The organism is Nannocystis pusilla (assembly GCF_020073745.1).
GTDB lineage: Bacteria > Myxococcota_A > Polyangia > Nannocystales > Nannocystaceae > Nannocystis > Nannocystis radixulma.
In genome coordinates, this window is record NZ_JAIRAU010000028.1 from 111977 (window position 1) to 133001 (window position 21025).

At 71.1% G+C, this 21025-nt stretch carries 15 protein-coding genes; 8 read left to right on the plus strand and 7 right to left on the minus strand.

Features of this window, described 5'->3' with window-relative positions:
* Positions 1-55: 55 nt before the first annotated feature.
* The 7 genes from K7C98_RS22020 to K7C98_RS22050 all read left to right on the plus strand — a co-directional run bounded on the left by K7C98_RS22020 (position 56) and on the right by K7C98_RS22050 (position 7967).
* Positions 56-1021, plus strand: coding sequence for a hypothetical protein (locus K7C98_RS22020; protein ID WP_224193692.1), 966 nt, complete (start codon positions 56-58; stop codon positions 1019-1021).
* A 251-nt stretch (positions 1022-1272) separates the two neighbouring features.
* The gene (locus tag K7C98_RS22025; protein WP_224193693.1) at positions 1273-2262 is read left to right on the plus strand and encodes a hypothetical protein; all 990 of its coding nucleotides are present in this window, start codon (positions 1273-1275) and stop codon (positions 2260-2262) included.
* Between the two features lie 79 nt (positions 2263-2341).
* Positions 2342-3310 (plus strand): hypothetical protein, encoded by a 969-nt coding sequence (locus K7C98_RS22030; protein WP_224193694.1) that lies wholly within the window; start codon positions 2342-2344, stop codon positions 3308-3310.
* Positions 3311-3554: 244 nt separating this feature from the next.
* Positions 3555-4256 carry a geranylgeranylglyceryl/heptaprenylglyceryl phosphate synthase gene (locus K7C98_RS22035; protein WP_224193695.1) on the plus strand — a complete coding sequence of 234 codons (702 nt, stop codon included), beginning with the start codon at positions 3555-3557 and terminating at the stop codon, positions 4254-4256.
* A complete protein-coding gene (locus K7C98_RS44950) occupies positions 4253-5869 on the plus strand; it encodes an adenylate/guanylate cyclase domain-containing protein (RefSeq protein WP_224193696.1) in 1617 nt (538 codons plus the stop codon). Before K7C98_RS22035 ends, K7C98_RS44950 begins: the two co-directional genes overlap by 4 nt.
* A gap of 115 nt (positions 5870-5984) precedes the next feature.
* Positions 5985-6656, plus strand: coding sequence for a hypothetical protein (locus K7C98_RS22045; protein ID WP_224193697.1), 672 nt, complete (start codon positions 5985-5987; stop codon positions 6654-6656).
* 645 nt (positions 6657-7301) lie between these two features.
* Positions 7302-7967: a hypothetical protein gene (locus tag K7C98_RS22050; RefSeq protein WP_224193698.1), complete on the plus strand. Its 666-nt coding sequence runs from the start codon at positions 7302-7304 to the stop codon at positions 7965-7967.
* A gap of 261 nt (positions 7968-8228) precedes the next feature.
* Here K7C98_RS22050 and K7C98_RS22055 read toward each other — a convergent pair whose 3' ends face one another.
* Positions 8229-10328, minus strand: a complete 2100-nt coding sequence (locus tag K7C98_RS22055) for a cation:proton antiporter (protein WP_224193699.1) — start codon at positions 10326-10328, stop codon at positions 8229-8231.
* 352 nt (positions 10329-10680) lie between these two features.
* Positions 10681-12456 carry a CFI-box-CTERM domain-containing protein gene (locus tag K7C98_RS22060; protein ID WP_224193700.1) on the minus strand — a complete coding sequence of 592 codons (1776 nt, stop codon included), beginning with the start codon at positions 12454-12456 and terminating at the stop codon, positions 10681-10683.
* Positions 12457-12669: 213 nt separating this feature from the next.
* Here K7C98_RS22060 and K7C98_RS22065 point away from each other — a divergent pair, with 213 nt between their 5' ends.
* Positions 12670-14352 carry a serine/threonine protein kinase gene (locus K7C98_RS22065; protein ID WP_224193701.1) on the plus strand — a complete coding sequence of 561 codons (1683 nt, stop codon included), beginning with the start codon at positions 12670-12672 and terminating at the stop codon, positions 14350-14352.
* Positions 14353-14417: 65 nt separating this feature from the next.
* Here K7C98_RS22065 and K7C98_RS22070 read toward each other — a convergent pair whose 3' ends face one another.
* The 5 genes from K7C98_RS22070 to K7C98_RS22090 form a co-directional block, all read right to left on the minus strand.
* Positions 14418-15257 (minus strand): hypothetical protein, encoded by an 840-nt coding sequence (locus K7C98_RS22070; RefSeq protein ID WP_224193702.1) that lies wholly within the window; start codon positions 15255-15257, stop codon positions 14418-14420.
* 7 nt (positions 15258-15264) lie between these two features.
* The gene (locus K7C98_RS22075; protein WP_224193703.1) at positions 15265-16764 is read right to left on the minus strand and encodes a hypothetical protein; all 1500 of its coding nucleotides are present in this window, start codon (positions 16762-16764) and stop codon (positions 15265-15267) included.
* Positions 16765-17219: 455 nt separating this feature from the next.
* Positions 17220-18956 (minus strand): DNA repair protein RecN, encoded by a 1737-nt coding sequence (gene recN / locus K7C98_RS22080; RefSeq protein WP_224193704.1) that lies wholly within the window; start codon positions 18954-18956, stop codon positions 17220-17222.
* Between the two features lie 39 nt (positions 18957-18995).
* Complete coding sequence (locus K7C98_RS22085; protein WP_224193705.1) at positions 18996-19913, minus strand: NAD(+)/NADH kinase; 918 nt, start codon at positions 19911-19913, stop codon at positions 18996-18998.
* Positions 19913-20854, minus strand: coding sequence for a GGDEF domain-containing response regulator (locus K7C98_RS22090; RefSeq protein WP_224193706.1), 942 nt, complete (start codon positions 20852-20854; stop codon positions 19913-19915). Before K7C98_RS22090 ends, K7C98_RS22085 begins: the two co-directional genes overlap by 1 nt.
* Positions 20855-21025: the final 171 nt, after the last annotated feature.

The window sequence follows — 21025 nt, forward strand, 5'->3', positions numbered from 1 at the left end:
CGTCCCGTCGATCGCCCTGCGTCCTCCAGGCTGCGGGGCTTGGTAGAGTCGCGCGATGAGCCGCGGCAAAATTGGTTCCTTGTGGAGTATCAGCGTGCTGACTCTGTGGTTGGCCGGATGCGGAAACGCCGGCGACGACGAGTGCACGCCCGGCGCCGAGGGGTGTGCGTGTGCCCAGGGCACGCAGTGCCTGGGAGGGTTGAGCTGCTTCTCCAACATCTGCGTCCAGAGCCCCTCCTCGCCGACGACGAACGATCCGTCCAATCCTCCGACCACCAGCGATGGCTCGTCCTCCACCGGCGACAATCCCGGCCCGACCACCGGCACGACCCCGGGCTGCCCGCAGGGCCTCACGCAGTGCGAGGACGGCTGCGCGGATCTGGCTGGCGACGCGGCCCACTGCGGCGGCTGCGGCAACGCCTGCGCCACCGGCGAGGTGTGCCAGGACTCGGAGTGCGTCGTCGTCGAGAACTGCACGCCGATGAGCTGCCCAGGGCTCAGCTATTGCTCCCTGGACACCAAACAATGCGTGCCTGGCTGTCAATTCTCCGATCAGTGCCCGATCAAGGAGGTCTGCGACACCGTCACGCACAAATGTGTGTGCGGCGAGGGATATCACCTGAAGGACGGTATCTGTCAGCCGTGCAAGGAGGCCGCCGCCTGCGGCAACAGCTGCACGGTGTGCCCGGCGGTCGCCAACGGGTCACCGGCCTGCATCGACGGCAAGTGCGGCGCGACCTGCGACGACGGCTACCAGGAGTGCGGCGGCCAGTGCTTCGTCGACTACCCGCCGATCTGCGGGGAGAACCGCGACAACTGCACGCCATGCGAAGAGCCGGAGGGCGGGACCGTGACCTGCGAGGGCTCGAAGTGCACCAACGTGTGCCCGCCGGGGACCGTCGACTGCACCCTCAGCTGCAAGAAGGGCAAGGGCTACCTCTGCAACAACGACGATGAGTGCTGCTCGGGCATCTGCGAGTACGACGCGCAGCTGAATTACTTCGCGTGCTACTCGTTCTGAGCCGGCGCCGCGCTCGCCCGCCCGCGGCGGGCGAGGAGATCGCCCGCCGCGCGGGGCTCGGCGCGAACCCAGGACAGCGACGGAGCACCGTCGATTCCGGCGGCACGAAGTCGGTCGCGCTCGCGCGGACTGGCGTGACTTGGTATTGCCATTCGACGGGCGCACGCGACCGGCGAAAAGACCCGCCAGGCCGCGCGCGGGCGGCGATTTTTGTACCGCTGGCCGGAGGGCCGGCGTAAGCTGGCGGCGCTATGCGGTCGTCCTCGTGGTTGCGTCAGTACATCTTGTTCGTCGGGCTATTCGGGCCTCTCGGCTGTGGCGGCGGCGAAGCCGACGAATGCCCCCAGGACGGCCTGGAGGGCTGCCCATGCGCGAACGGGCTCTGCTTCAACGGTTTGCAGTGCCTGTCGAACTACTGCGTCGGCAGCGGCGCCAGCGGGGCGGCCGATCCGAGCAACGCCGCGCAAGCGACCGCCGAGCCGACCGACGGCGGCCCGGCGGACACCGGCGACGACACCGGCGGCGGGCCGGAGTGCGCGGCGGGCCTGAAGCGCTGCGCGGGCGATTGCGTCGACGTGCAGGAGCACCCGGAGCACTGCGGCGAGTGCGACAAGGTCTGCGCGGGCGGCGGGGTGTGCATCGCCGGCGAGTGCGCGGCCGCGGTGGATTGCAGCAAAGACCCGTGCCCCGGCTTCACGTACTGCGATCCGGCCACCAAGAAGTGCCTGCCGGGCTGCGACTTCAACCCGCAGTGCGGCACCGGCGCGAAGTGCGACACGACCACGCACGATTGCGTGTGCAACCCCGGCTTCCACGAGTGCGGCGGCGTCTGCGTGCTCGACAGCGACCCGACGGCCTGCGGCGCGGGCTGCGAGGTGTGCCCGGTGGTGGCCCACGGCGAGCCGGCCTGCATCGACGGCGCGTGCGGGGCGACCTGCTCCCTCGGCTATCACGAGTGCGGCGGCAACTGCTACTCGGACCAGGAAGAGGTCATCTGCGAGTCCAACCGCCCGACCTGCACCGTGTGCCCGAACGCGATGGGCGAACCCTATCCGGCCTGCGACCAGAACGACAAGTGCACCTACCGGTGCCAGGCCACCGGCCACATCCCCTGCGGCGACCTCGAGTGCAAGATCGAGGAGGGCTATTTCTGCGACGTCGACGAGGACTGTTGTCAGTTGTACGGTCCTCTCACGTGTCAATACACCGGCAACGACTACTGGCAGTGCCTGAAGCCGTAGACCACTCACCGAGAAGAACGAGAAGAACGCGGAGAGAAGGTAAAGCGCGATGAAACAACGAACACTCTGGTTACACCAGTTGACCGCAGTCCTCCTCGGGGCGACGGTGCCGGCCTGCGGCGACAGCTCGGCCAAGGATTGCACCCCGGGGAGCGTCGGTTGCGAGTGCGCGACCGGCGGCCAGTGCTTCGCAGGGCTGCAGTGTCTCTCGAATTTCTGCGTCGACGCCCCCGGCACCGCCTCGGCTTCGGCGTCCGCCTCGAACACCAACGATCCGGACACCAGCGGCGAGCCGACGTCGACCTCGACGCCGACGAGCGACGGTCCGGACAGCGAGGGCCACGAGGCCGGCGGGCCGCAGATCCTGCAGTTTCTCACCAACGTCAACACGATCACGGAGGCCGAGTCCGTGACCTTCACGGCGGTGGTGACCGACCCGGACGGCGTCGCGGACGTGATCGGCGGCAGCTTGACCAGCCCGGACGGCTCGATCTCGTTCGGCGCCTTCGCCACCTCCGGCGAGGAAGGCGCCTATTCGCTCGCCCTCTCCTGGTCGCAGATCCACCAGGCCGACTCGATCGAGTTCGAGAGCCCGTCGATCGTCCGGACCTTCCGCGCCGAGTTCTTCGATCAGAGCGGCAAGAGCGCGTGGAAGACGGTCGACATCACGCTCAGCTGCGACGACGGCGTCCGGATCACCCCGGCGTCCTGCGACGCGGTGTGCACCGACCTCGACAGCGACGACCTCAACTGCTCGCACTGCGCGATCGAGTGCAAGGTGTGGAAGGAGAGCTCGGACGTGGGGAGGTGCATCAACAGCGCCTGCTCCCCGACCTACTACGGCTGCGTGAATTTCATGGAATTCGTCAATTGCAACGAGACGTGCGCGGCGGAAGGCGAGGCCTGCGTGGTCGGCGGCTGCGAGGGCCAGACCTCGATCGACTCGTCCGGGTCCTGCAGCAGCAATAGCAGTGGCAACGGCGCGCACGCGTGCACGGACGACCCGAGCAGCACGAACACCAGCTGCTGCTGCACGCAGACGATCTGACGGCGCCGGCGCGGTCGGGAGCGACTCGACGCCGCTCGCGCCCGTCGCGGCGCCGTCTCGCTCGTCACGACCCGCCGGCCTGCCGGCAACCACTGTCACGATGGCCGCAGGGTCGCGGGACGCGCGCGAGGGAACCCACGCCCCCGGACCCGTCTCGCTCGACTTCGCGCACCTGCGCCGACCGCGGTTGCGTTACCCTGGGGCCCGCAAGGCCCAGCGGGCCGGCGAGACCGGAGGCCCAGTCGTGGAGCAGGACCGCAACTTCGTGTTCGAGCGCTACCTCCCGCTGCTCGACCCGGACAGCTTCTCGGACCTCAGCTTTTACCGCGAGCTCGAGCGGATCGGCTACCGCCAGGTGCTGCTGGGCGGCACCGGGGCGGCCGACCTGCCGGGCCTGACGATGAAGCTCAAGGAGCACACCAGGCTGCAAGTCGTGCTCTATCCGGCCGGCCCCGACTCGCTGGCCCCGGCGGACGTCGTGCTGCTGCCCGACGTCATGAACTCGAACTCGCACTACGCGCGCCCGTTCGGGTCCGGCTCGGTGGCGACGGCGATGCACGTGGCGCGGCGCGGCCTCAACTTCATCCCGCTGGCCTATTTCATCATGGGCAACAGCACCGCGCGCTGGTACTTCGACGCGTTCATCGTCAGCTCGCCGAAGATCATCCTCGGCTACGCCAACTACGCGCGCATGGTCGGCTACCGCTACCTCGCGCTCGACTACGAAGATCCGGCGCTGGCGATCGACCCGAACCTCATCGCCGCGCTCAAGCAGGTGCCCGGGCTCCACCTCGTGATCTCCGACGAGTTCGACCCCGTGAGCGGCCGCCACGCCCTGCACATGGGCGCCGACACGGTCGTGACCCCGTCCGACATCTTCGAGGACGCGAGCGACCCGCTGCGGCTCGCCCGCGAGTTCCACGACGCCATGCTCGGGTCCTCGTGAACCAACCCGCGTACGACCCCGCAGGCACCTCGCCGCGCCTGCGCCTGCTCACCCGCCCGCTGCCTGTCCAGGCCGACCTGCCGCTGCCGCCGCCGGGCCGGCTGCTGCGCGTGTTCGCGGTGGCGATCGCCATCGGCTCCACCGCCGCGGCCGTCGGCGCCTATTACATCACCCTCGCCGCCGAGTTCCCGTCCGGCGCGCTGCCGCAATTCCTGGCCCTCCTCGCCGGCCTCGTCGCCGCCTCGATCGCCGTCGTCTACGCCCGCCACCGCCGCTTCGTCGACCGCCTGGAGCCGTGGCTGCGCCGGCCGGGCGACCACGTCGACCTCGACGTGTGGCGCCAGGCGCTCAGCTACCCGGCGCGCCTGTCGGTCTTCATCGGCCTGTCGGCGGTGGCCGTCAGCCTGAGCGCGGCCGCGATCATGGCGGCGCTCACCCGCGACCCCTGGCTCGGCCTCCACATCGCCGTCGGCGGCCTGCTCGCGGCCGTGCTCGACGCGATCTTCGCCTGGCTGTACACCGACGCCGCGACCCGTCCGCTGCGCCGGGCCCTGATCGCGCGCAGCCCGATGCTGCCGGTCACCGGCCCCGGCATCGTCCGCCTCGGCCTCGGCGCGAAGATGGCGATCGTCATCGTCGGCGTGCAGCTGGCCGGCGCGGTGATCTCCGGCACGCTGGCCTATCGCGGCGCGAGCGCGGCGGTGGCCGCCCACGAGCCCACGGCGCTGGCGCTACACATCCTCGTCGTCACCGCGATCGGCCTGCTCGTCAGCCTCTCGGGCTGCCTGCTGGTCACGCGCCACACCACCGACCCGCTGCGCGAGCTGACCGACCTGGTCGGCACCCTGACCCCGGACCAGCTGTCGCGCCGCGCGCTGCCGATCGGCGGCGACGAGGTCGGCCAGCTCAGCGCCGCCGTCAACGGCATGCTCGGCGGCCTCGAGGAGCGCGACTTCATCAAGGACGCCTTCACCCGCTACGTCACCCGCCAGGTCCGCGACGTGGTCCTGCAGGGCGGCCTCGAGCTCGGCGGCGAGCTCGTCACCGCCACGATCCTGATGGCCGACATCCGCGGCTTCACCCCGCTGGTCGAGCACATGCCGCCGAAGCAGGTGGTGCGGATCTTGAACCGCTACTTCACCGAGATGGTCGAGGAGTGCATGGAGCACGGCGGCCTCATCGACAAGTTCATCGGCGACGCGATCCTCGTCGTGTTCGGCGCGCCGGTCCGGCTCGCTCCCGAGCTGTCCGCGCGCGCGGCGGCCCGCGCGGCCCTCGGCATGCAGCGGCGGCTCGCGCGGCTCAACGAAGCGCTCGCGGCCGAGGGCCTGGCTCCGCTGCGGATCGGCGTCGGCGTCCACACCGGCGAGGCGATCGCCGGCAACATCGGCGCGCCGCAGCGGCTCGACTACACGCTCATCGGCGACTCGGTCAACACCGCCACGCGCATCGAATCGGCGTGTAAGGAGGTGGGCTCCGACGTCCTGATCTCCGAGGCGACGCGGATCTTGCTCGGCGATCACGCGACCGTCGGCCCGCCGGTGACGGTCCAGCTCAAGGGCAAATCGCGCCCCACCGCGGTGTTCCCGCTGCTGGGCCTGCAGACCTCGTGATCGCCGTCGCTCGTCGCGGCCCCGATCGCTCGCGCCCCCGCGTATTCGCCCGCAGACTCGCGCCCGCGCCGCCCGCGGTGGACGGGCCGCTCGCCTGCGAGTACAAAGATCTGTCATGGGGACCAGCGACCTGAACTTCCAGTGGGCGGTCCGGCGCCCCGCATGGACGGTGCGCCAGGCCGGTGAACTCGTGCGCAGCGTGGCCGACACCGTCGCCAGCGCGTGTCAGACGTACTTCCCGCCGTCCGAGGGGTTCCAGACCGAGACCACCGAGCTGAACGGCCTGGTCGAGGGCGTCCGACTGTGCGTGTCCCGCGGCGAATTCACGGCGGTGGTCAGCGCCCAGTGCTACGCCGAGCAGATGTCTCCAGAGACATGCCCCTCCAGCCAGGTCGCGGTCCGCCTGGTCGCCGCCCGCCGCCACCGCGACCCGCCGCCGCTGGCCGTCGTGCGCCTGATGGAGATCGCCGGCCCGGTCGCGCTGCTGCTGGCCGTCAGCGCGCTGGTGTTCGCGCTGATCTGCGCGGCCGCGGTGCCGGGCGTCGGCGGCTACTTCCGCCTGTCGCTGTGGATGAGCTTCATGCTGATGATGGCACCCGCGGTCGCGTGGCTGGCCGGCGCCCGCACGTCGATGCAGCTCGAGGCGGTCGAGGCCAGCCAGTCGGCCCTCACCACCCGCGTGGCCGCGCTGGCCGACGCCAACGACCGCTGGCAACGCCTGCTCGCGGTCTTGCACGAGCAGCAGGTGGTGGTCGCGCAGTACAAGGCGCTGCCGTTCCGGCGCTAATCGTCAGACCGCGCGTCCGGGGGGCGCGGGGCCCGAAATCCTGGGTGACGGTCGTGCACGAGCAGCAGGTGGTGGCTTCGAGCTCCGTGGAATTCCGGCGGCGCGGCGCCCGAAGCACCGGGTGACGCCGGGCGCGGCGCGGCGAATTGGGGTCCTCGCTACGGCCGAGCGAGCGACCGAGGTCGACGCGCTGCGGGGACATCGCGGCCGGCAGACGGCTCGCGGGTCACGCGTGCTCGCAGCCGTCGATGCGGGCGGGACTCGGAGGTCGTTCTTCTACGGGAGCAGAGGAGCTCAAGAATGCTGGCGGTGCGGGGAGTCTCAGGTCCGGGCAGCGGCGGACGCCGCGAAATCCCAGCTTGTGCCGGATCTGCGCCTGGAGTAGCATGCGCGATGCTTTTCTGGCGCCCCAACGCATTGCATTGTCCGTCCTGCGCGATCTCCGTGCTGCTGCTGATCGTCGCCTGTTCGAATGACTCGGACCCACTCGACAGCGTATCCGCGAGCGGTCAGGCGACCGCGGCCACGGCGAATCCGTCCAGCCCGGGGGGGCCTACCGGTGCCCCTTCGAGCCAGGGGGACCCGAGCACCGATCCGACCGGGTCGGAGAGCGCGACGGAGAGCGCGACGGAGAGCACGACGGGGATGTCGGAGACCGATGGTCCGACCTCCGGCGGGCCGGACACCGGCGGAGTCTCGCAGGTGTCGTGCGAGCGCTATCTGGATTGTATCGCGGCGACCGATCCTGCGGCGCTGCCGGCCGCGCAGATGGGCTTCGGCCCCGACGCGGCGTGCTGGCAAGGGTCGCCCGAGACGGCCGAGCAGTGCCTGAAGGCTTGCCAGACGGGCCTCGAGTCGGCGCACATGGTATATCCGGACGAGCCCGCGTGCTTCCTCTGCGACGAGGACACGGACTGCGGCGCCGAGGAGCAGTGCCAGGCCGGTACTTGCAAGTTCGTCGGCTGTGGCGACGGCATCGTCAGCGACGACGAGGTCTGCGACGGCCCGAGCTGCCCGGACTGCCACGCGCCCGGGCTGTGCAATCCGCTGTCCCATGCCGGCTGCGAGGCGGGCGAAGAGTGCTTGCGCATCGAGAACGAATTCCAGTGCGCGAACATGCCGAACGCGCCGGGATATCACCAAGAATGTACTTACGACGTCGCGTGCGGGGCGGGGCTCGTCTGTACGATCTTCGACCCGGTCTGCGGCGAGTGCTGCAATAAGCTGTGCAGGACCGACGGGACGGCCAACTGCGATTGCAACCCGTTCGCGCCGCCCTACGAGTACCTCGGCGTCTGCCAGGACGAGTGACGCCGCTCGCGCCCGCGAGCGAGCCGCGCCGATCACCGTGCGGGTCATTCACGCCGACCCCCCAGAACAGCACGTTCCCTGTGAACACCAGGACGCCCGCGGTGCAGCCGAGCTGATTCGTCAGCTCGATCTTCCGCCGCAGGTGCTCGTCCAGGCCGGACTCGGCGCCGGCCCGGGAGATGCTGCGCCAGAGCTGGACCCCCGCCTTGTTCGACCCGAACGTACCATGACGCTCCCGCGCCCCGCCGCGGGCGTCCCCGCTCAACCGTCGCGCGCAGGGTCGGCCGCGGGCCCCTCGTGGAGCAGGGTCCTCGCCGCGAGGAGCGCCACTTCCGAGCCCGTCAGCGTCAGGATGTCGCCCGGTCGCAGGACGTCGTGCGGCGACGGGACCTCCGCGCCGGCGCCGTCGCGGCTGATCGCCAGCACCGTCGCGCTGGTGCGCACGCGCAGGTTGAGCTGCGCCAGCGTCGAGCCGACGGCCGCGCTCTGCTCGTGCAGCCGCACCGGCGTCATGTCCGGGAACCCCGGCAGCAGCGCCTGCACGTCGTCGAGCGAGGCCTGGACCGTCGTGCCCCCGCCGCCCTCGCGGCTCTGCTTCGCCAGCACCTCGACGATGAGCTCCGTACCCGCGCGGACGTGGCCGTGCAGGTGGGCGATGTTCCGCCACACGCTGATCACCAGGGCGACGACCACCACGAGCAGCACCAGCGGCGCCGAGCTGAGGGGCAGGAACGGCTGGACCAGCGCCACCAGCGGCAGGCCGACGACCAGGCAGAGCGCCAGCTCGAGCGCGACCACGAAGACGCGTCGCGGCGCCGAGCCGAGGTCGAGCTTGCTGTCGCCGCGGACCGGGATCACCGTCTCGGCCAGCCCGCGTGCCAGCGCCGCCGCGCGGCGGAGCACCCCGAACAGGAAGATGCCGGCGAGCAGCAGCGTGCCGCCGAGCCACGTCAGCTCGACCAGCCAGGGCGGCAGCGTGAAGCGCTCGGTGAGCTCGATGACGACCCACCAGTGGATCAGGTTCGAGCCGGCGAGCACCGCCCAGAGCAGCGCCGCGTCGAGCGCCAGCACCACCACGTCGGTGCGGATCTGCGACCACACCGAGACCGTGCGGGGCGTCGAGCGCAGCTGCTCGATCCACGACTGGTAGAACGTGACGAACGTCTGCAGCTTCGCGGGCAGCCGCCTCTCGAGCGCGAGCGCCACCGGCTCCGAGCGGCTGATCATCAGCGGCGCCGTCAGCTGCGTCATCACCGACACGCCGACGGCGACCGGGAACACCCAGTCGCCGAGGATCCCCTTCGAGATCGCGAACGACGCCATGATGAACGAGAACTCGCCGTTGTGCGCGCAGCTCATGCCGGCGCGCACCGACACCTTGAAGCCGTTGCCCGACAGGAACGCGCCGAGCGACACCCCGAGCACCTTGCCGACCAGCACCACCGCGGTGAAGAGCAGCACCAGCGGCCAGTTGGCGAAGATCTGCAGCGGATCGATCTGCATGCCGATGGCGACGAAGAAGATCGCCGCGAAGATGTTGCGCACCGGCAGCACCAGCGGCTCGATCCGCCCGCCCTCGCCTGACTCCGACACCAGGATCCCGGCGATGAAGGCCCCGAGCGCGACCGAGTAGCCGGCCGTCGCCGCCAGGGCCGCCATCCCGAAGCAGACCGCGACCGCGGCGAGCAGCGTCAGCTCGTCGCGCTCGCGGCGGACCACCGCCCGGATCGCCCGCGGCACCACGAACAGGCCGCCGGCCAGCAGCGCGAGCAAGAAGCCGAACAGCTGGCCGACCGACAGCGCGAACTCTCCCGGCCCCAGCCCGGCCCCCGACGCGATCGCCGTCAGCACCGCGAACACCATGATGGTCGTCATGTCGTCGAACACCAGGATCGCGAACGTCAGGTCGACGAAGCCGCCGCGCAGCTTCTTCTCCTCGAACGCCTTGGCCGCGATCATGGTCGACGAGCTGCAGATGCACCCGGCGATGAACAGGCTCTCCATCGTGCCCCAGCCCATCAGCGCGCAGACCAGGAACCCCAGCGTCATCATCAAGCCGATCTCGAACACGGCGGTGAGGCCGGCGCTGGGGCCGATCCGGGCGATCTTTCGCAGGCTGAACTCGAGGCCGACGCTGAACATCAGCAAGATGACCCCGAACTCGGACAGCCCCTGGGTCATGTCGTGGCTCTCGGGCCCGCCGAGCACGATGCCCGGCACGTGCGGCCCGATCAGCATCCCGGCGATCAGGTAGCCGAGCACCGGCGGCTGGCGCAGCGACTGCGAGATCAGCCCGGTCGCGGCCGCCGTGCCGAGGATGATGCCGAGATCACGGACGTATTGCGCCAGGTCGACCGCCATGCCGGATCGACGGTACACGCGCGGGCCGGCCGCCGCACGAACGCAGCCGCGACCTGTCCAAAACGTCATGTGCCGCGCAAGCTCGCAGAACCGCCTGCGCACCCTCCCCGACGCGAAGACCGTGAATCCGCCGGCGTCTCGTGTCGACCGTCACGCCCGGCGAGCCGCATGCGCAACCTCGCGTACACGCGCCGCCCCGCCCGGGGCGTGCGCCGAGCATGTCTGTTCGGGCATGTCCTGAAGTTCATTTATTTCAAGTCGACCCCGCCCATCATGTCGTGAGCCACGAAACATGTTTTGACGGTCCTACCAGGGCAAATCATGACATGTCCTCATGGACATGTCCAATCATTCACCCGTGCGACGTCGCGAGCAGCGCCGCGTCGGCGACCGGCTGCAGGACCACGCGCGCCAGCCCGCGCAGCAGCGGCTCGCGGCCGATCACGCGCGCGAGCGGCGGGCTGTGGGCGTAATAGAAGCGCACCAGGTCGACGCCGGTCGCCGAGGTCTTCAGATAATCGTCGCGGAAGGCCCGCAGCGCCGCGACCTGGGCGGCCCACGGCGCGCCCCAGGCGGCGGTGGCGAGGAAGCAGAACGACTCGACGGTCTGGAACTTCTGCGCCTCGGTGGTGATCTCCGCGGTCACCAGCGGGCTGCGGTTGGTGCACGCGTCTTCGTAGACCACGCCGAACTGGTAGGTGTAATCGCCCCACAGCTCGCCGATCTCGAGGTCGATGATGCCCTCGGTGGCCGGCAGCTCGGCGGCGCTGAAGGTCGCGAGGTGGGCCGCGCCGAGCAGCTCCTGCGTGAGCTCGGCGGCGCCGGTGATGTGATACACGTGGATCTGCTTGAGCACGACCGCGGGGTCGGGCAGCGGCGGCATGCGGAAGCTGACCTGCACGCGGTCGAACGACTCGCCGGCGAGCACGAGGTCGTCGGCCGGCGGCAGCGTGGCCAGCCTGCACGTGCCCCAGCCGTCGTCCGGCGGTTCGCCGCCGGTGCCCTCGGTGCCGGCGCCGGTGCCGGGCTCGCCGCCGGTGTCGCTGTCGCTGTCGCCGTCGCCGTCGCTGTCACTGTCGGTGCCGCCGGGGTCACCGGGCCCGCCGTGGGAGTACACGCCCCAGCGGAACGTCTCGCCGTTCTTGTTCATGACGCGCAGGCGGTCGGCTCCGCTGCCGCCGTCCGTGCTGATCTTCGCGTCGGGCGGGTGCAGCGTGCCGGTGGCGCCGTTCCAGTCGCCGTAGCCCGCGTAGTCGACCGTGCCCTGAAAGCCCTTGGCGCGCGGGTCGAACGGGACCGCGTAGACCACCGACGGCTGCCCCAGGTACTCGATGCCGAACGCCGCGAGGTCGGGGTCGACGTAGTGGTCGTTCTCGCGGTCGAACGTGAACGCCGCGTTCTCGTCGTTCTCCCGGCTGATCTCGATGTACGCCGTCAGCGGCGCCGCGGCCATCGCCTCCGGCGGCACCAGCACGGTCACGAACGCCGGCAGCTCGCCGGCCGGGGTCGCGGCGGTCACCGCGTCGAGGTCGTTGAGCGCCGCGTAGGTCTTGGTCTCCTCCGCGTCCTTCTGCGCGTCGAACTCGACGATGTCGTTGCGCGGCGGGTACCAGCTGATGCCCCCCTCCGGGTCGAACTGTCCCTTGTCCGAGTTGAACACCTTCGGCGACGGACAGGTCATGGTGTCGACCGAGATGACGTCGTGCTCGGACTGCGACAGCGGCCGGCAGTGGTAGGGCTCGGACGACGAGGTGTTCTCGTGAAACCCGAGCGAGTCGAGATCGCCGGGGTCCTCGTCGTGAAAGATGATCTTCGGGTACGTCTTGCCGCGCCGGTGGGCCCACACCGGCAGCACCGACGGGCGCGGCCCGTACGGCGCGCGCCAGCTCGACAGGAAATTCCAGATCCCCGGCCGGTTGCCGATCCCGTACTTGCCGACGGCCTGGGTCACCAGCACGTCCTGGACGTAGTTGCCGTCCTGGTCCTCGAGCCAGATCGCGAGCTGGGCGTCGCTCACCGGCGTGAAGTGGAACTCGACCAGCACCGGCTCGTCGGCCGCGGCCACGCGCGGGACCGCCGTCGTCGCGACCAGCGAGACGGCGAGCGGGAGCGAGCGCGGGCGCGGCACTCGCGGACGATAACACAGGGCGCGCCGGAGTCGCGCCGTGCGTTCGCCGCCGTCGTCACATCGAGTCGAGCCATCACCCCAGGCCGCGACCTCGCCAGCGGAGGTGCACGCGTGCGTATCGAGGTTCCGGCAGCGCGATCGCGCCGCGCAATAATGCGCCTTTGACCCGCATTGAAGGCTCGCGCGCAATGATGGTAGAGAGGCCGTGAAGTGGTGCCTGACCGCGACGCCCAGGTGATCGGCACGGTGCTCGAGAACCGGTACCGCGTGCTCAGCTTGCTCGGCCGCGGGGGCATGGGCGACGTGTACGTCGGCGAGGACACGCGGCTGCGGCGGCGCTGCGCGCTGAAGATCCTCCACGCCAGGCTGGCCGAGGACCGCACCAGCGTCGAGCGCTTCCTGCGAGAGGCGCAGATGATCGCCTCGCTCGACCACCCCAACATCGTCGACATCTACTCGTTCGGCGAGGAGCCGTCCGGCCTGGTGTTCTTCGCCATGGAGCTGCTGCAGGGCGACGACCTCGACGCCCGCCTGCGCCAGCGCGCCCAGCGACCGTTCTCGAACCACGACTGCTGCCTGTGGGCGATCCAGATCGCCAGGGCCGTCGGCTGCGTCCACGACAACGGCCTCATCCACCGCGACCTCAAGGTCTCGAACGTGTTCCTCGCCCGCAAGCGCGACGGCGAGGAGATATGCAAGCTGCTCGACTTCGGCATCGCCCGCGCCGAGGACTCGTCCGAGCTGACCGAGACCGGCATCACCCTCGGCACGCCGAGCTACATGTCGCCGGAGCAGGTGCGTAACGCCAACCTCGACCGCCGCAGCGACATTTACTCGTTCGGCGTGGTGCTCTTCAAGCTGCTCACCGGCCGCGTCCCGTTCACCGGCGAGCCGATCCAGGTGGCGATGCAGCACTGCGACTCCCCGCCGCCGGCGCCCTCGAGCGTCGCCCCCGCCGCCGGCATCTCGCCGGCCCTCGATGCAATTGTCCTCAAGGCCATGGCCAAAAAGCCAGGCGATCGCTTCCAGACGATGCACGAGGTCGGCCAGGCGCTGGTCGAGCTGCTGCGCAGCGAGGCGCCCGAGCTCGCGCCGGTCACCACGAGCGGCCGCACGCTGACGCAGCCGCACCTCGGCGCCTCGGCGGTCCCTTCTCCTTGGCTCGCCGCCGCCGCCGGGCCTGCCACCCAACCGTCCCTCGACCACCCGCGACCCGCGCCTGCGCCCGATCCGGGCGGGCGCGAGGCCGCCGTCACGGTCCCCGCGCTCGACGCCTCGACGCCCGGCGGAGGCAGCAAACAGACCGGCGCGACCACGGCGTTCCCGTCCCCGCCGGCCCGCAGCACCCGTCCCCTGCTCGCGCTCGCCGGCGCCGGTCTGCTCGCGGCGATCGCCGTGTTCGCGCTCGTGCTGAGCGGCGGCGACGATCCGCCCCCGCCGCCGCCCGCGCCCGCCGTCGTCGACGCGCCGAAGCCGACGCCGGTCGTCGCGCCCCCGCCCGCCGAACCTGCGCCCGCGCCCGCACCCGCGCCCGAGCCCGCGCCCGAGCCCCCGCCCGCCGAAGCCGAGCCGCAACCCGTGGCCGACGAGGAGCTCCCGCCGCTCGAGTCCGAGGTCGCGGCCGAGCCGGCGCCGGCGGTCAAGAAGGCGGCCGTGAAGCCCGCCGTGCCGGTCGATCCGCTCAAGCAGATCGAGCGCAAGGCCAAGGCTTGCCGCAAGACCCACGACGCCGTGGGCGGGCCGAAGATCGTCATCGACTACGCGATCGGCCTCGACGGCAAGGTCACCCGCTCGGTGCCCTCGGTCAACGACGCGCTCGGCAAGTGCCTCGCCGACGCCGTGATGCAGACCCGCTTCGAGGCCAAGCTGGCGCTCGGCCGCAAGATCTCGCTGTGAGCGCTGCCCCTCCGGAAATGTCCTTCAGGACATGACCTCGAGGTCAGCCTCGCCAGCGGCGCGGCTCACGGCGACCTGGCCTGCGGCCCGCAGTGGATGATCGACGACTCGAACGAGTCGGTGATGATCTTCTCGCGCACGGCCGGATCCTTGACGCTGCTGATGTCGGGGTAGAACTCGCGGTAGACGGCCATCGCCGTCTTGCAGTCGCCGGCACGGCCGAAGCAGGTGGCGGCGGTGTGGAACAGCGCCTTCGGCGTGTCGCGGATCTGCGAGTCCTCCGGGCCCTGCGGCTTGACCCTGGGGATCAGCGCGCGGGCCACGTCGAGCGCCGCCTTGCAGTTGGCGACGGTCTTCTTGTTCATGTACGCGCCGTCGGACAGGTCGAAGTAGGCGCGCAGCAGGCGGTCGCGGTCGGTCGAGTCGCCCTCGCGGCAGCGCATCGACGCCAGCGACTCCGCGGTGGCCATGGCCCGGTCCGGGTGCATGTTGGTCTCGTCCTGGTACCACCGCGCGACCCGCTGCTTGCCCTCCTGACAGCGGCCGACCAGCATCTCGCACATGCCGCGGGTGACCGCGAGGCGCGCGTCGTACTTGGGGTCGATCGCGTGGATCCGGTCGAGGTCGTCGAGGCAGCCCTTGCCGTCGTCGAAGTTCATCTTGCGCGTGGCCGCGGCCACGAGCTCGCCGATCTCGGCCGCCGCCGGGGTCGACGCTCCGGGCTGCTGCGCCTGCACCGGCGTGGTCGTCGTCGCCTGCACCGGCGTCGCCGTCGACTTGTCGTCGGCGGCGCAATTGCACTCGCACGGCGGGCACTTGTCCTCCGCGTGCGAGGGCCGGACGTCGCACGCGACGGAGCCCCAGATCAACATGACCGACCACCAGGAGCTCCGTCGCAATTGCATCGTCACCTCATTTCGCAGCGGTCTTGACCGCGCATTTCTTGTTGAAGCTCTCGAACGACGTGCGCGCGATCTGCTCCGCCTGCGCCTTGTCCTTCATGTCCGGCAGCCGGCTCGGGATGAAGGTCTCCTTGAAGATCACCCACGCGCGGTCGCAGTCGCCCGCCCGGCTGAAGCAGCCCGGCACCCACGCGTAGTGGTCGCGCTGGGCGTTGATGATGCTGAAGTCCTCGTCGTCGTTCGGCTTCACGTCCTTGTGCTTGAGCAGCAGCTTGTAGCTGTCCTCGCACTCCTTGGCGCTCAGCTTCGTCGTGCCCGTGTTCGCCATCATCAGCGCCGTCGAGACCTTGATCAGCTCGTCGCGCGGGCTCATCTTGCCCTGACAGTGCTGGCCCACCATGTGCTCGACCGCCTTGTCGATCTGCTCGGGCGAGTTCACCGGCGGCTGGGCGAAGCTCTCCAGCACCTTGCGCGCCAGCACCTTGCCGGCGTCGCACTTGCCGGCGACCATCAGGCACCACGCCCGCCACTGGGCCACGCCGTTCTTGCCGTCGGTCGACTTGCGCTTGGGCTCGAGCTTGTCGTACGCGTCGAGCTCGGCGAGGCAGCCCTTGCCGTCGCGCGAGGTGAACCTCTGCTGCGCCGCCTCCATGCGCGAGCGCGCCTCCTCGCTCATCTCCATCTTGGCGTTGATGACCCCGGCCGCGTTGAGCGACTCCTCGCTCTCGGGCGCCTTCATCGCCTCCTTCTCCGGGTTCGCGCCCTCGCGGATCGGCCGCAGCGTCAGGCGGATCGGCGACTTGCAGCCGTCGACCTCCTTGGCCGAGTCGCCCTTGCAGGTGCCGAGGTCGCCGCCCTGCTTGTCGGCGGTGCGCGAGCGCTCGTTCTTGCCGCCGGCGCCGAAGCCGTACAGGCTCGCGCTCGCCTCGGCCACGAACTCGGTCACCGACCCGAGCGCGAACGCGCCGAGGTTGATGCCGTAGACGAAGTGGGTCGCGCCCTCGCAGCCGGGGTTGCCCGCGATGTCCTCGCGGTACACCGCCGAGCGCGTCGAGTTGCGCGTGCCGGCCACGAAGTACTCCATCGAGAACTTCTCGCCGCCGGCCACGCGGCCGCCGAGGGTGCCGACCGACAGCGGCAGCTTGGCCACCAGCTCGCCCTGGTTGGAGATGTTCAGCTTCTCGAGCGCGCCCGACGTCCACTCGACCGGCTTGTACGCGCCCTGCTCGCCGCGCACGCTGTCGTTGCGGCACTCCTCGAGGATCTGCATGTTGCAGCCCTCGTAGCGCACGACCACCACGTCGTCGGCCGCGTACGCCTCGAAGCTCGAGCGGTCGGTCGCGTCCCACTCGATGATGAAGGGGCGCAGGTGATTCTCGGGGTTACAGGCGTTCTTGGCGGCGAAGGTCTCGTTCATCAGGCCGCTCTGACCTGACTCGCGCGTGGGACCCGACTTGGGGATCCGGCCGTGACAGCCGGGCCCGGCGAGTGTGAGCGAGAGGAGGCACATGACTGGAAACAGGGGGCGGGGCGACATCATAGCTCGTTGCGGGGGAGGGACTCCGGGGCGCGATCTTGGCCGAATCCGACGCATCCGGGAAGCCCCCCTGGCAAGCCCAGACGTCCCTCGAGCGTCGGTCGCGAGAATCTCCGCCGGGCCCATCCCGAGCGCCAAAACGCTCCAGAACATTGTCCGCGACCCGGCAGGGGCCCGACCTCGTCGTGCGAGGACCACGGAGATCACGCCCGCGCCCGCCCCTGCGCGCTCGCGTACGCCCAGCCGGGCCGCTCCGGCCTCAATCCATACACATGCCTGCAAGGACATGTCCCTGTCCGATCGACCGGGCGATCAATCGACATGGCCCCCAGGACATGTTCGTCCTGTACGGGTCACCGATTCGAATGTCCATTCCATCATGCCCGTTCGAGCATGCCCTGACGAGCATGCCCGTTCGGGCATGTCCGTCAGGACTGGCTCGCCTGCGCGCGACGGCCGGCCCGCGGCTCCTTCTTGCGCGGCGGCGTCGAGCGGGCCTCGGCGATCAGCGCGTGGGCGTGCTCGCGGGCGCTGGTGGTCACGCGCGAGCCGCCGAGCATGCGGGCGAGCTCCTCGACGCGCTCGTCCTCGGACAGCTTGACCACCCGGGTGATCGTGCGGCCGGCCTGGGTGTGCTTCTCGACGCGGAAGTGGGCGTCGGCGAACGCGGCGATCTGCGGCAGGTGGGTGATGCACAGCACCTGGCGCTGGCGCGACGCCGCGTGGAGGCGGCGCCCGATCGCCTCGGCCACGGCCCCGCCGACCCCGGCGTCGACCTCGTCGAACACGTAGGTCGTGACGCTGTCGCCGGTCGACAGCACGCTCTTGATCGCCAGCAGCACGCGCGACAGCTCGCCGCCCGAGGCGACCCGGTTGAGCGCCGCGACCGGCTCGCCGGGGTTGGCCGAGAACATGAACTCGACCCGGTCGAGCCCGCGGGGGCCGAGCTGCCCCGGCGGCAGCTCCTCCACCCTGGCCTCGAGGCGGGCGCGCGGGATGTGCAGCGCCGCCAGCTCGGCCTCGACCGCGCGCCCCAGCCCCTCGGCGGCCGCGGCCCGGCGCGCGTGCAGCCCCGCGGCCCGCTGCAGGCACTTGTCGAGCAGCTCCTGCGCGCGGGCGTCGAGCGCCTCGAGGTGGGCGTCGGCGTGGTCGAGCTGCGACAGCTCCTCGCGCATCGCCGTGAGCCTGGCGGGCAGCGCCTCGAGGTCGCCGCCGTGCTTGCGCTTCAGCGTCTCGAGCTCGTGCAGGCGCTCCTCGACCTGCTCCAGATCACCTGGCTCGAAGGACATCTCGTTGGCGAACCGCGCGGCCGCGGCGGCCGCCTCCTCGCACGCGACCTGGGCCGCGACCAGCTGCTCCTGGATCTCGCCGAGCAGCCGCGAGCTGTCGGCGCCGCGGCGGGCCTCGTCGAGGAGGATCGCCAGGCGCCCCGCGATCGCGTCGTCGGACTCGTAGAGCACGTCGTGGGCCTGGCGGGCGAACGCGGCCCAGCGGTGGGCGTCGCGCAGCAGCACCGCCCGCTGGCGCAGCGCCGCCAGCTCGCCGGGCTCGGGGCTGACGCGCTCGATCTCCTCGATCTGGAAGCGCAGGAAGTCGGCCCGCGCCGCGCCCTCGGCCGCGCGCCGGCGCAGGTCGGCCGCCGCCTGGGCCGCCGCCTGCCACTCGCGGTACTGCTCGGCGTAGGCCCCGGCCTCGGCGTCGAGCCCGGCGTAGGCGTCGAGCAGGTCGATGTGCCGCGCCACGTGCGTCAGCGAGTGGTGCTCGTGCTGGCTGCAGATGTCGATGAGCTGCTCGCCGACCCGCTCGAGCATCCCCTGCGTGGTGAGCACCGCCTGCACCACCGAGCGCCCGCGGCCGGCCCGGCCGACCACGCGCTCGAGCACCAGCGCCTCGCGCCCCTCGCCGATCCCCAACTCGTCGAGCGCCGGGCCCAGCCGCCGCAGCGCCCCGGCGTCGAGCTCGAACTGCGCGCTGGCCCGGGCCGCGTCGGCCCCCTGGCGCACGATCTCCGCCCGCCCGCGGGCCCCTCGCAAGAGCGCCAGCGCGTCGACGATGATCGACTTGCCCGCGCCCGTCTCGCCGGTGAGGACATTCATCCCGCGCCCCAATTCGAGGGCGACGTCGTCGAGCAGCGCGAGCCCGCGGATGTGCAAGTAGCTGAGCACGACGGCGCTATAGCATGCGCACCGGCGGGCGTCAGCGCGTCAGCGCGTCCGGCCGCCCATGCCGGCGCTCCAGCCCAGCTTGGTCGCCAGCACCCGGAACACGCTGTAAGCCGGAGGGCACAGCCGCAGCGGCTCGGGCGCCTCGAGGATGACGACCTCGTCGCCGAGCTCGAGCGACACGCTGGTCTGGCCGTCGATCGTCAAGAAGGCCCCGCCCTCGACCGGGCCCTCGTAGGTGATCTCGATCTGCGCCCCGGCGTCGACGACCACCGGCCGGTGCGTCAGGCTGTGCGGGCAGATCGGCGTGATCGTGAAGGCCGAGGCGCTCGGGGCCACGATCGGGCCGCCGGCCGCCAGGTTGTACGCGGTCGAGCCCATCGGCGTGCACACGATCAGGCCGTCGGCCTTGTACGTCGCCATGAACTGCCCGCCGACGTCGGTCGCCAGCGACAACAGCCGCGGGAACTCGCCGTGCTTGATGTACGCGTCGTTGCACGCGGTCTCGCGCAGGAACACCGCGCCCGCGCGCCGCAGCTCGACCTGCATGCGCAGCCGCGGCTCCCACACCAGCTCGCCGCGGACCGCCGCCGCCAGCCCGACCTCGCCGTGCTCCGCCTGGTACGCGGTGAGGAAGCCGAGGTCGCCGAGGTTGATGCCCAGCACCGGCACCCCCGCCTCGGCCGCCCACCGGCTCGCGCGCAGCAGCGTGCCGTCGCCGCCGAGCGCGATCACCAGGTCGCAGCCCTCGGCCTGGCCCTCGCAGCTCGGCACCACCTCGGCGCCCTCGCGCCGCAGCACCGCCGCGTCGTCGCCCTCGGCCAGCGCGCACACCTGCACCGCGACCGCGTGCTCGCGCAACCACCGGGTCGCGTGGACCGTGGCCTCGAACGCCCGCCGACCGTCGCGCGGGTAAAGAAGGACGCGGCGGACCGCGGGGATCGGCACACGCTTCGACATCAGTCGTCGGGCGAATAGAGGTAGCCCTGGTGCTGGAACAGGCAGATCTTGCCGCCCTGCTCGCGCCGCGCCCGCTCGAGCGCCGCGTCGACCAGGTCGAGCAAGTCCTGCAGCGAGCGCGTGTCCTTGTTGGGATAGAAGGAGACCCCGATCGAGACCGAGAACCCGCCCGCGCCGGCCGCCCGTACCGCCGACGGGTGGAGCAGCGGCCGCCTCGCCTCGCGCGCGACCCGTTCGGCCACCGTCAGCGCGCCCGGGAAGTGCGTGTTCGGCAGCACCAGCAGGAACCCGCGCTCGTCGCTGCGGTGCACGAGGTCGATCTTGCGGACGTTCCCCTCGATGATCGCGTGCAGCGCCGGCGTCAGCTCCGCCGCCGGGCGCGCCCCCTCCGGCGCCTCGTCGACCTCGACCCGCAGGCACGCCAGCGGGTCGCTGTAGCGCTCGGCCCGCTCGAATTCCTCCTGCAGGCGGCGGCGGAACTCGTCGGCCCCGAGCTCGACCCGCCGCGCCCGCGGCCCGTCGCCCTCGGCGCCGTCGCCGAGCGAGAACTGCGCCCGCGTCCGCAGCAGCACGTCGATGCGCGCGCGCAGCTCGTCCGGGTTGTAGGGCTTGCCGAGGTAGTCGTCGGCGCCGCTGCGCAGGCCCTCGACGCGGGCGTTGACCGAGTTGCGGGTGCTGACCATGAGGACCGGCAGGAACCCGCTGGCCTTGGCCTTGAGGATCCGGCACACCTCGAGCCCGCCGATCTTGGGCATGACCACGTCGAGCATCACCAGCGCCGGGCGCTCGCGGTTGAACAGCTCGAGCACCTGCTGTCCGTCGGTCGCCTCGACCACCAGGAAGCCGGCCTCGGTGAGCACCGAACGGGCCGTGGCGCGATCGCCGGGCGAATCGTCGGCGATCAGGATCTTCACGCCGGAGCTGGATTGGACCGCCGTCACGCCGTTCGACTTGCCTTCAGGCCCGCCGGGCCGACCGCGCAGGGCCGTGACCTCGGCCCCAAGGGCCGGGGAGAGAAAGTCTGGCGCCCGCGAACCACGCCAGCAGTATGTCCGAGTCGTCGCTCGCGGCCCAGCCCTCGCACGCCCGGCCCGCCGCCAGAGAGATCGCGC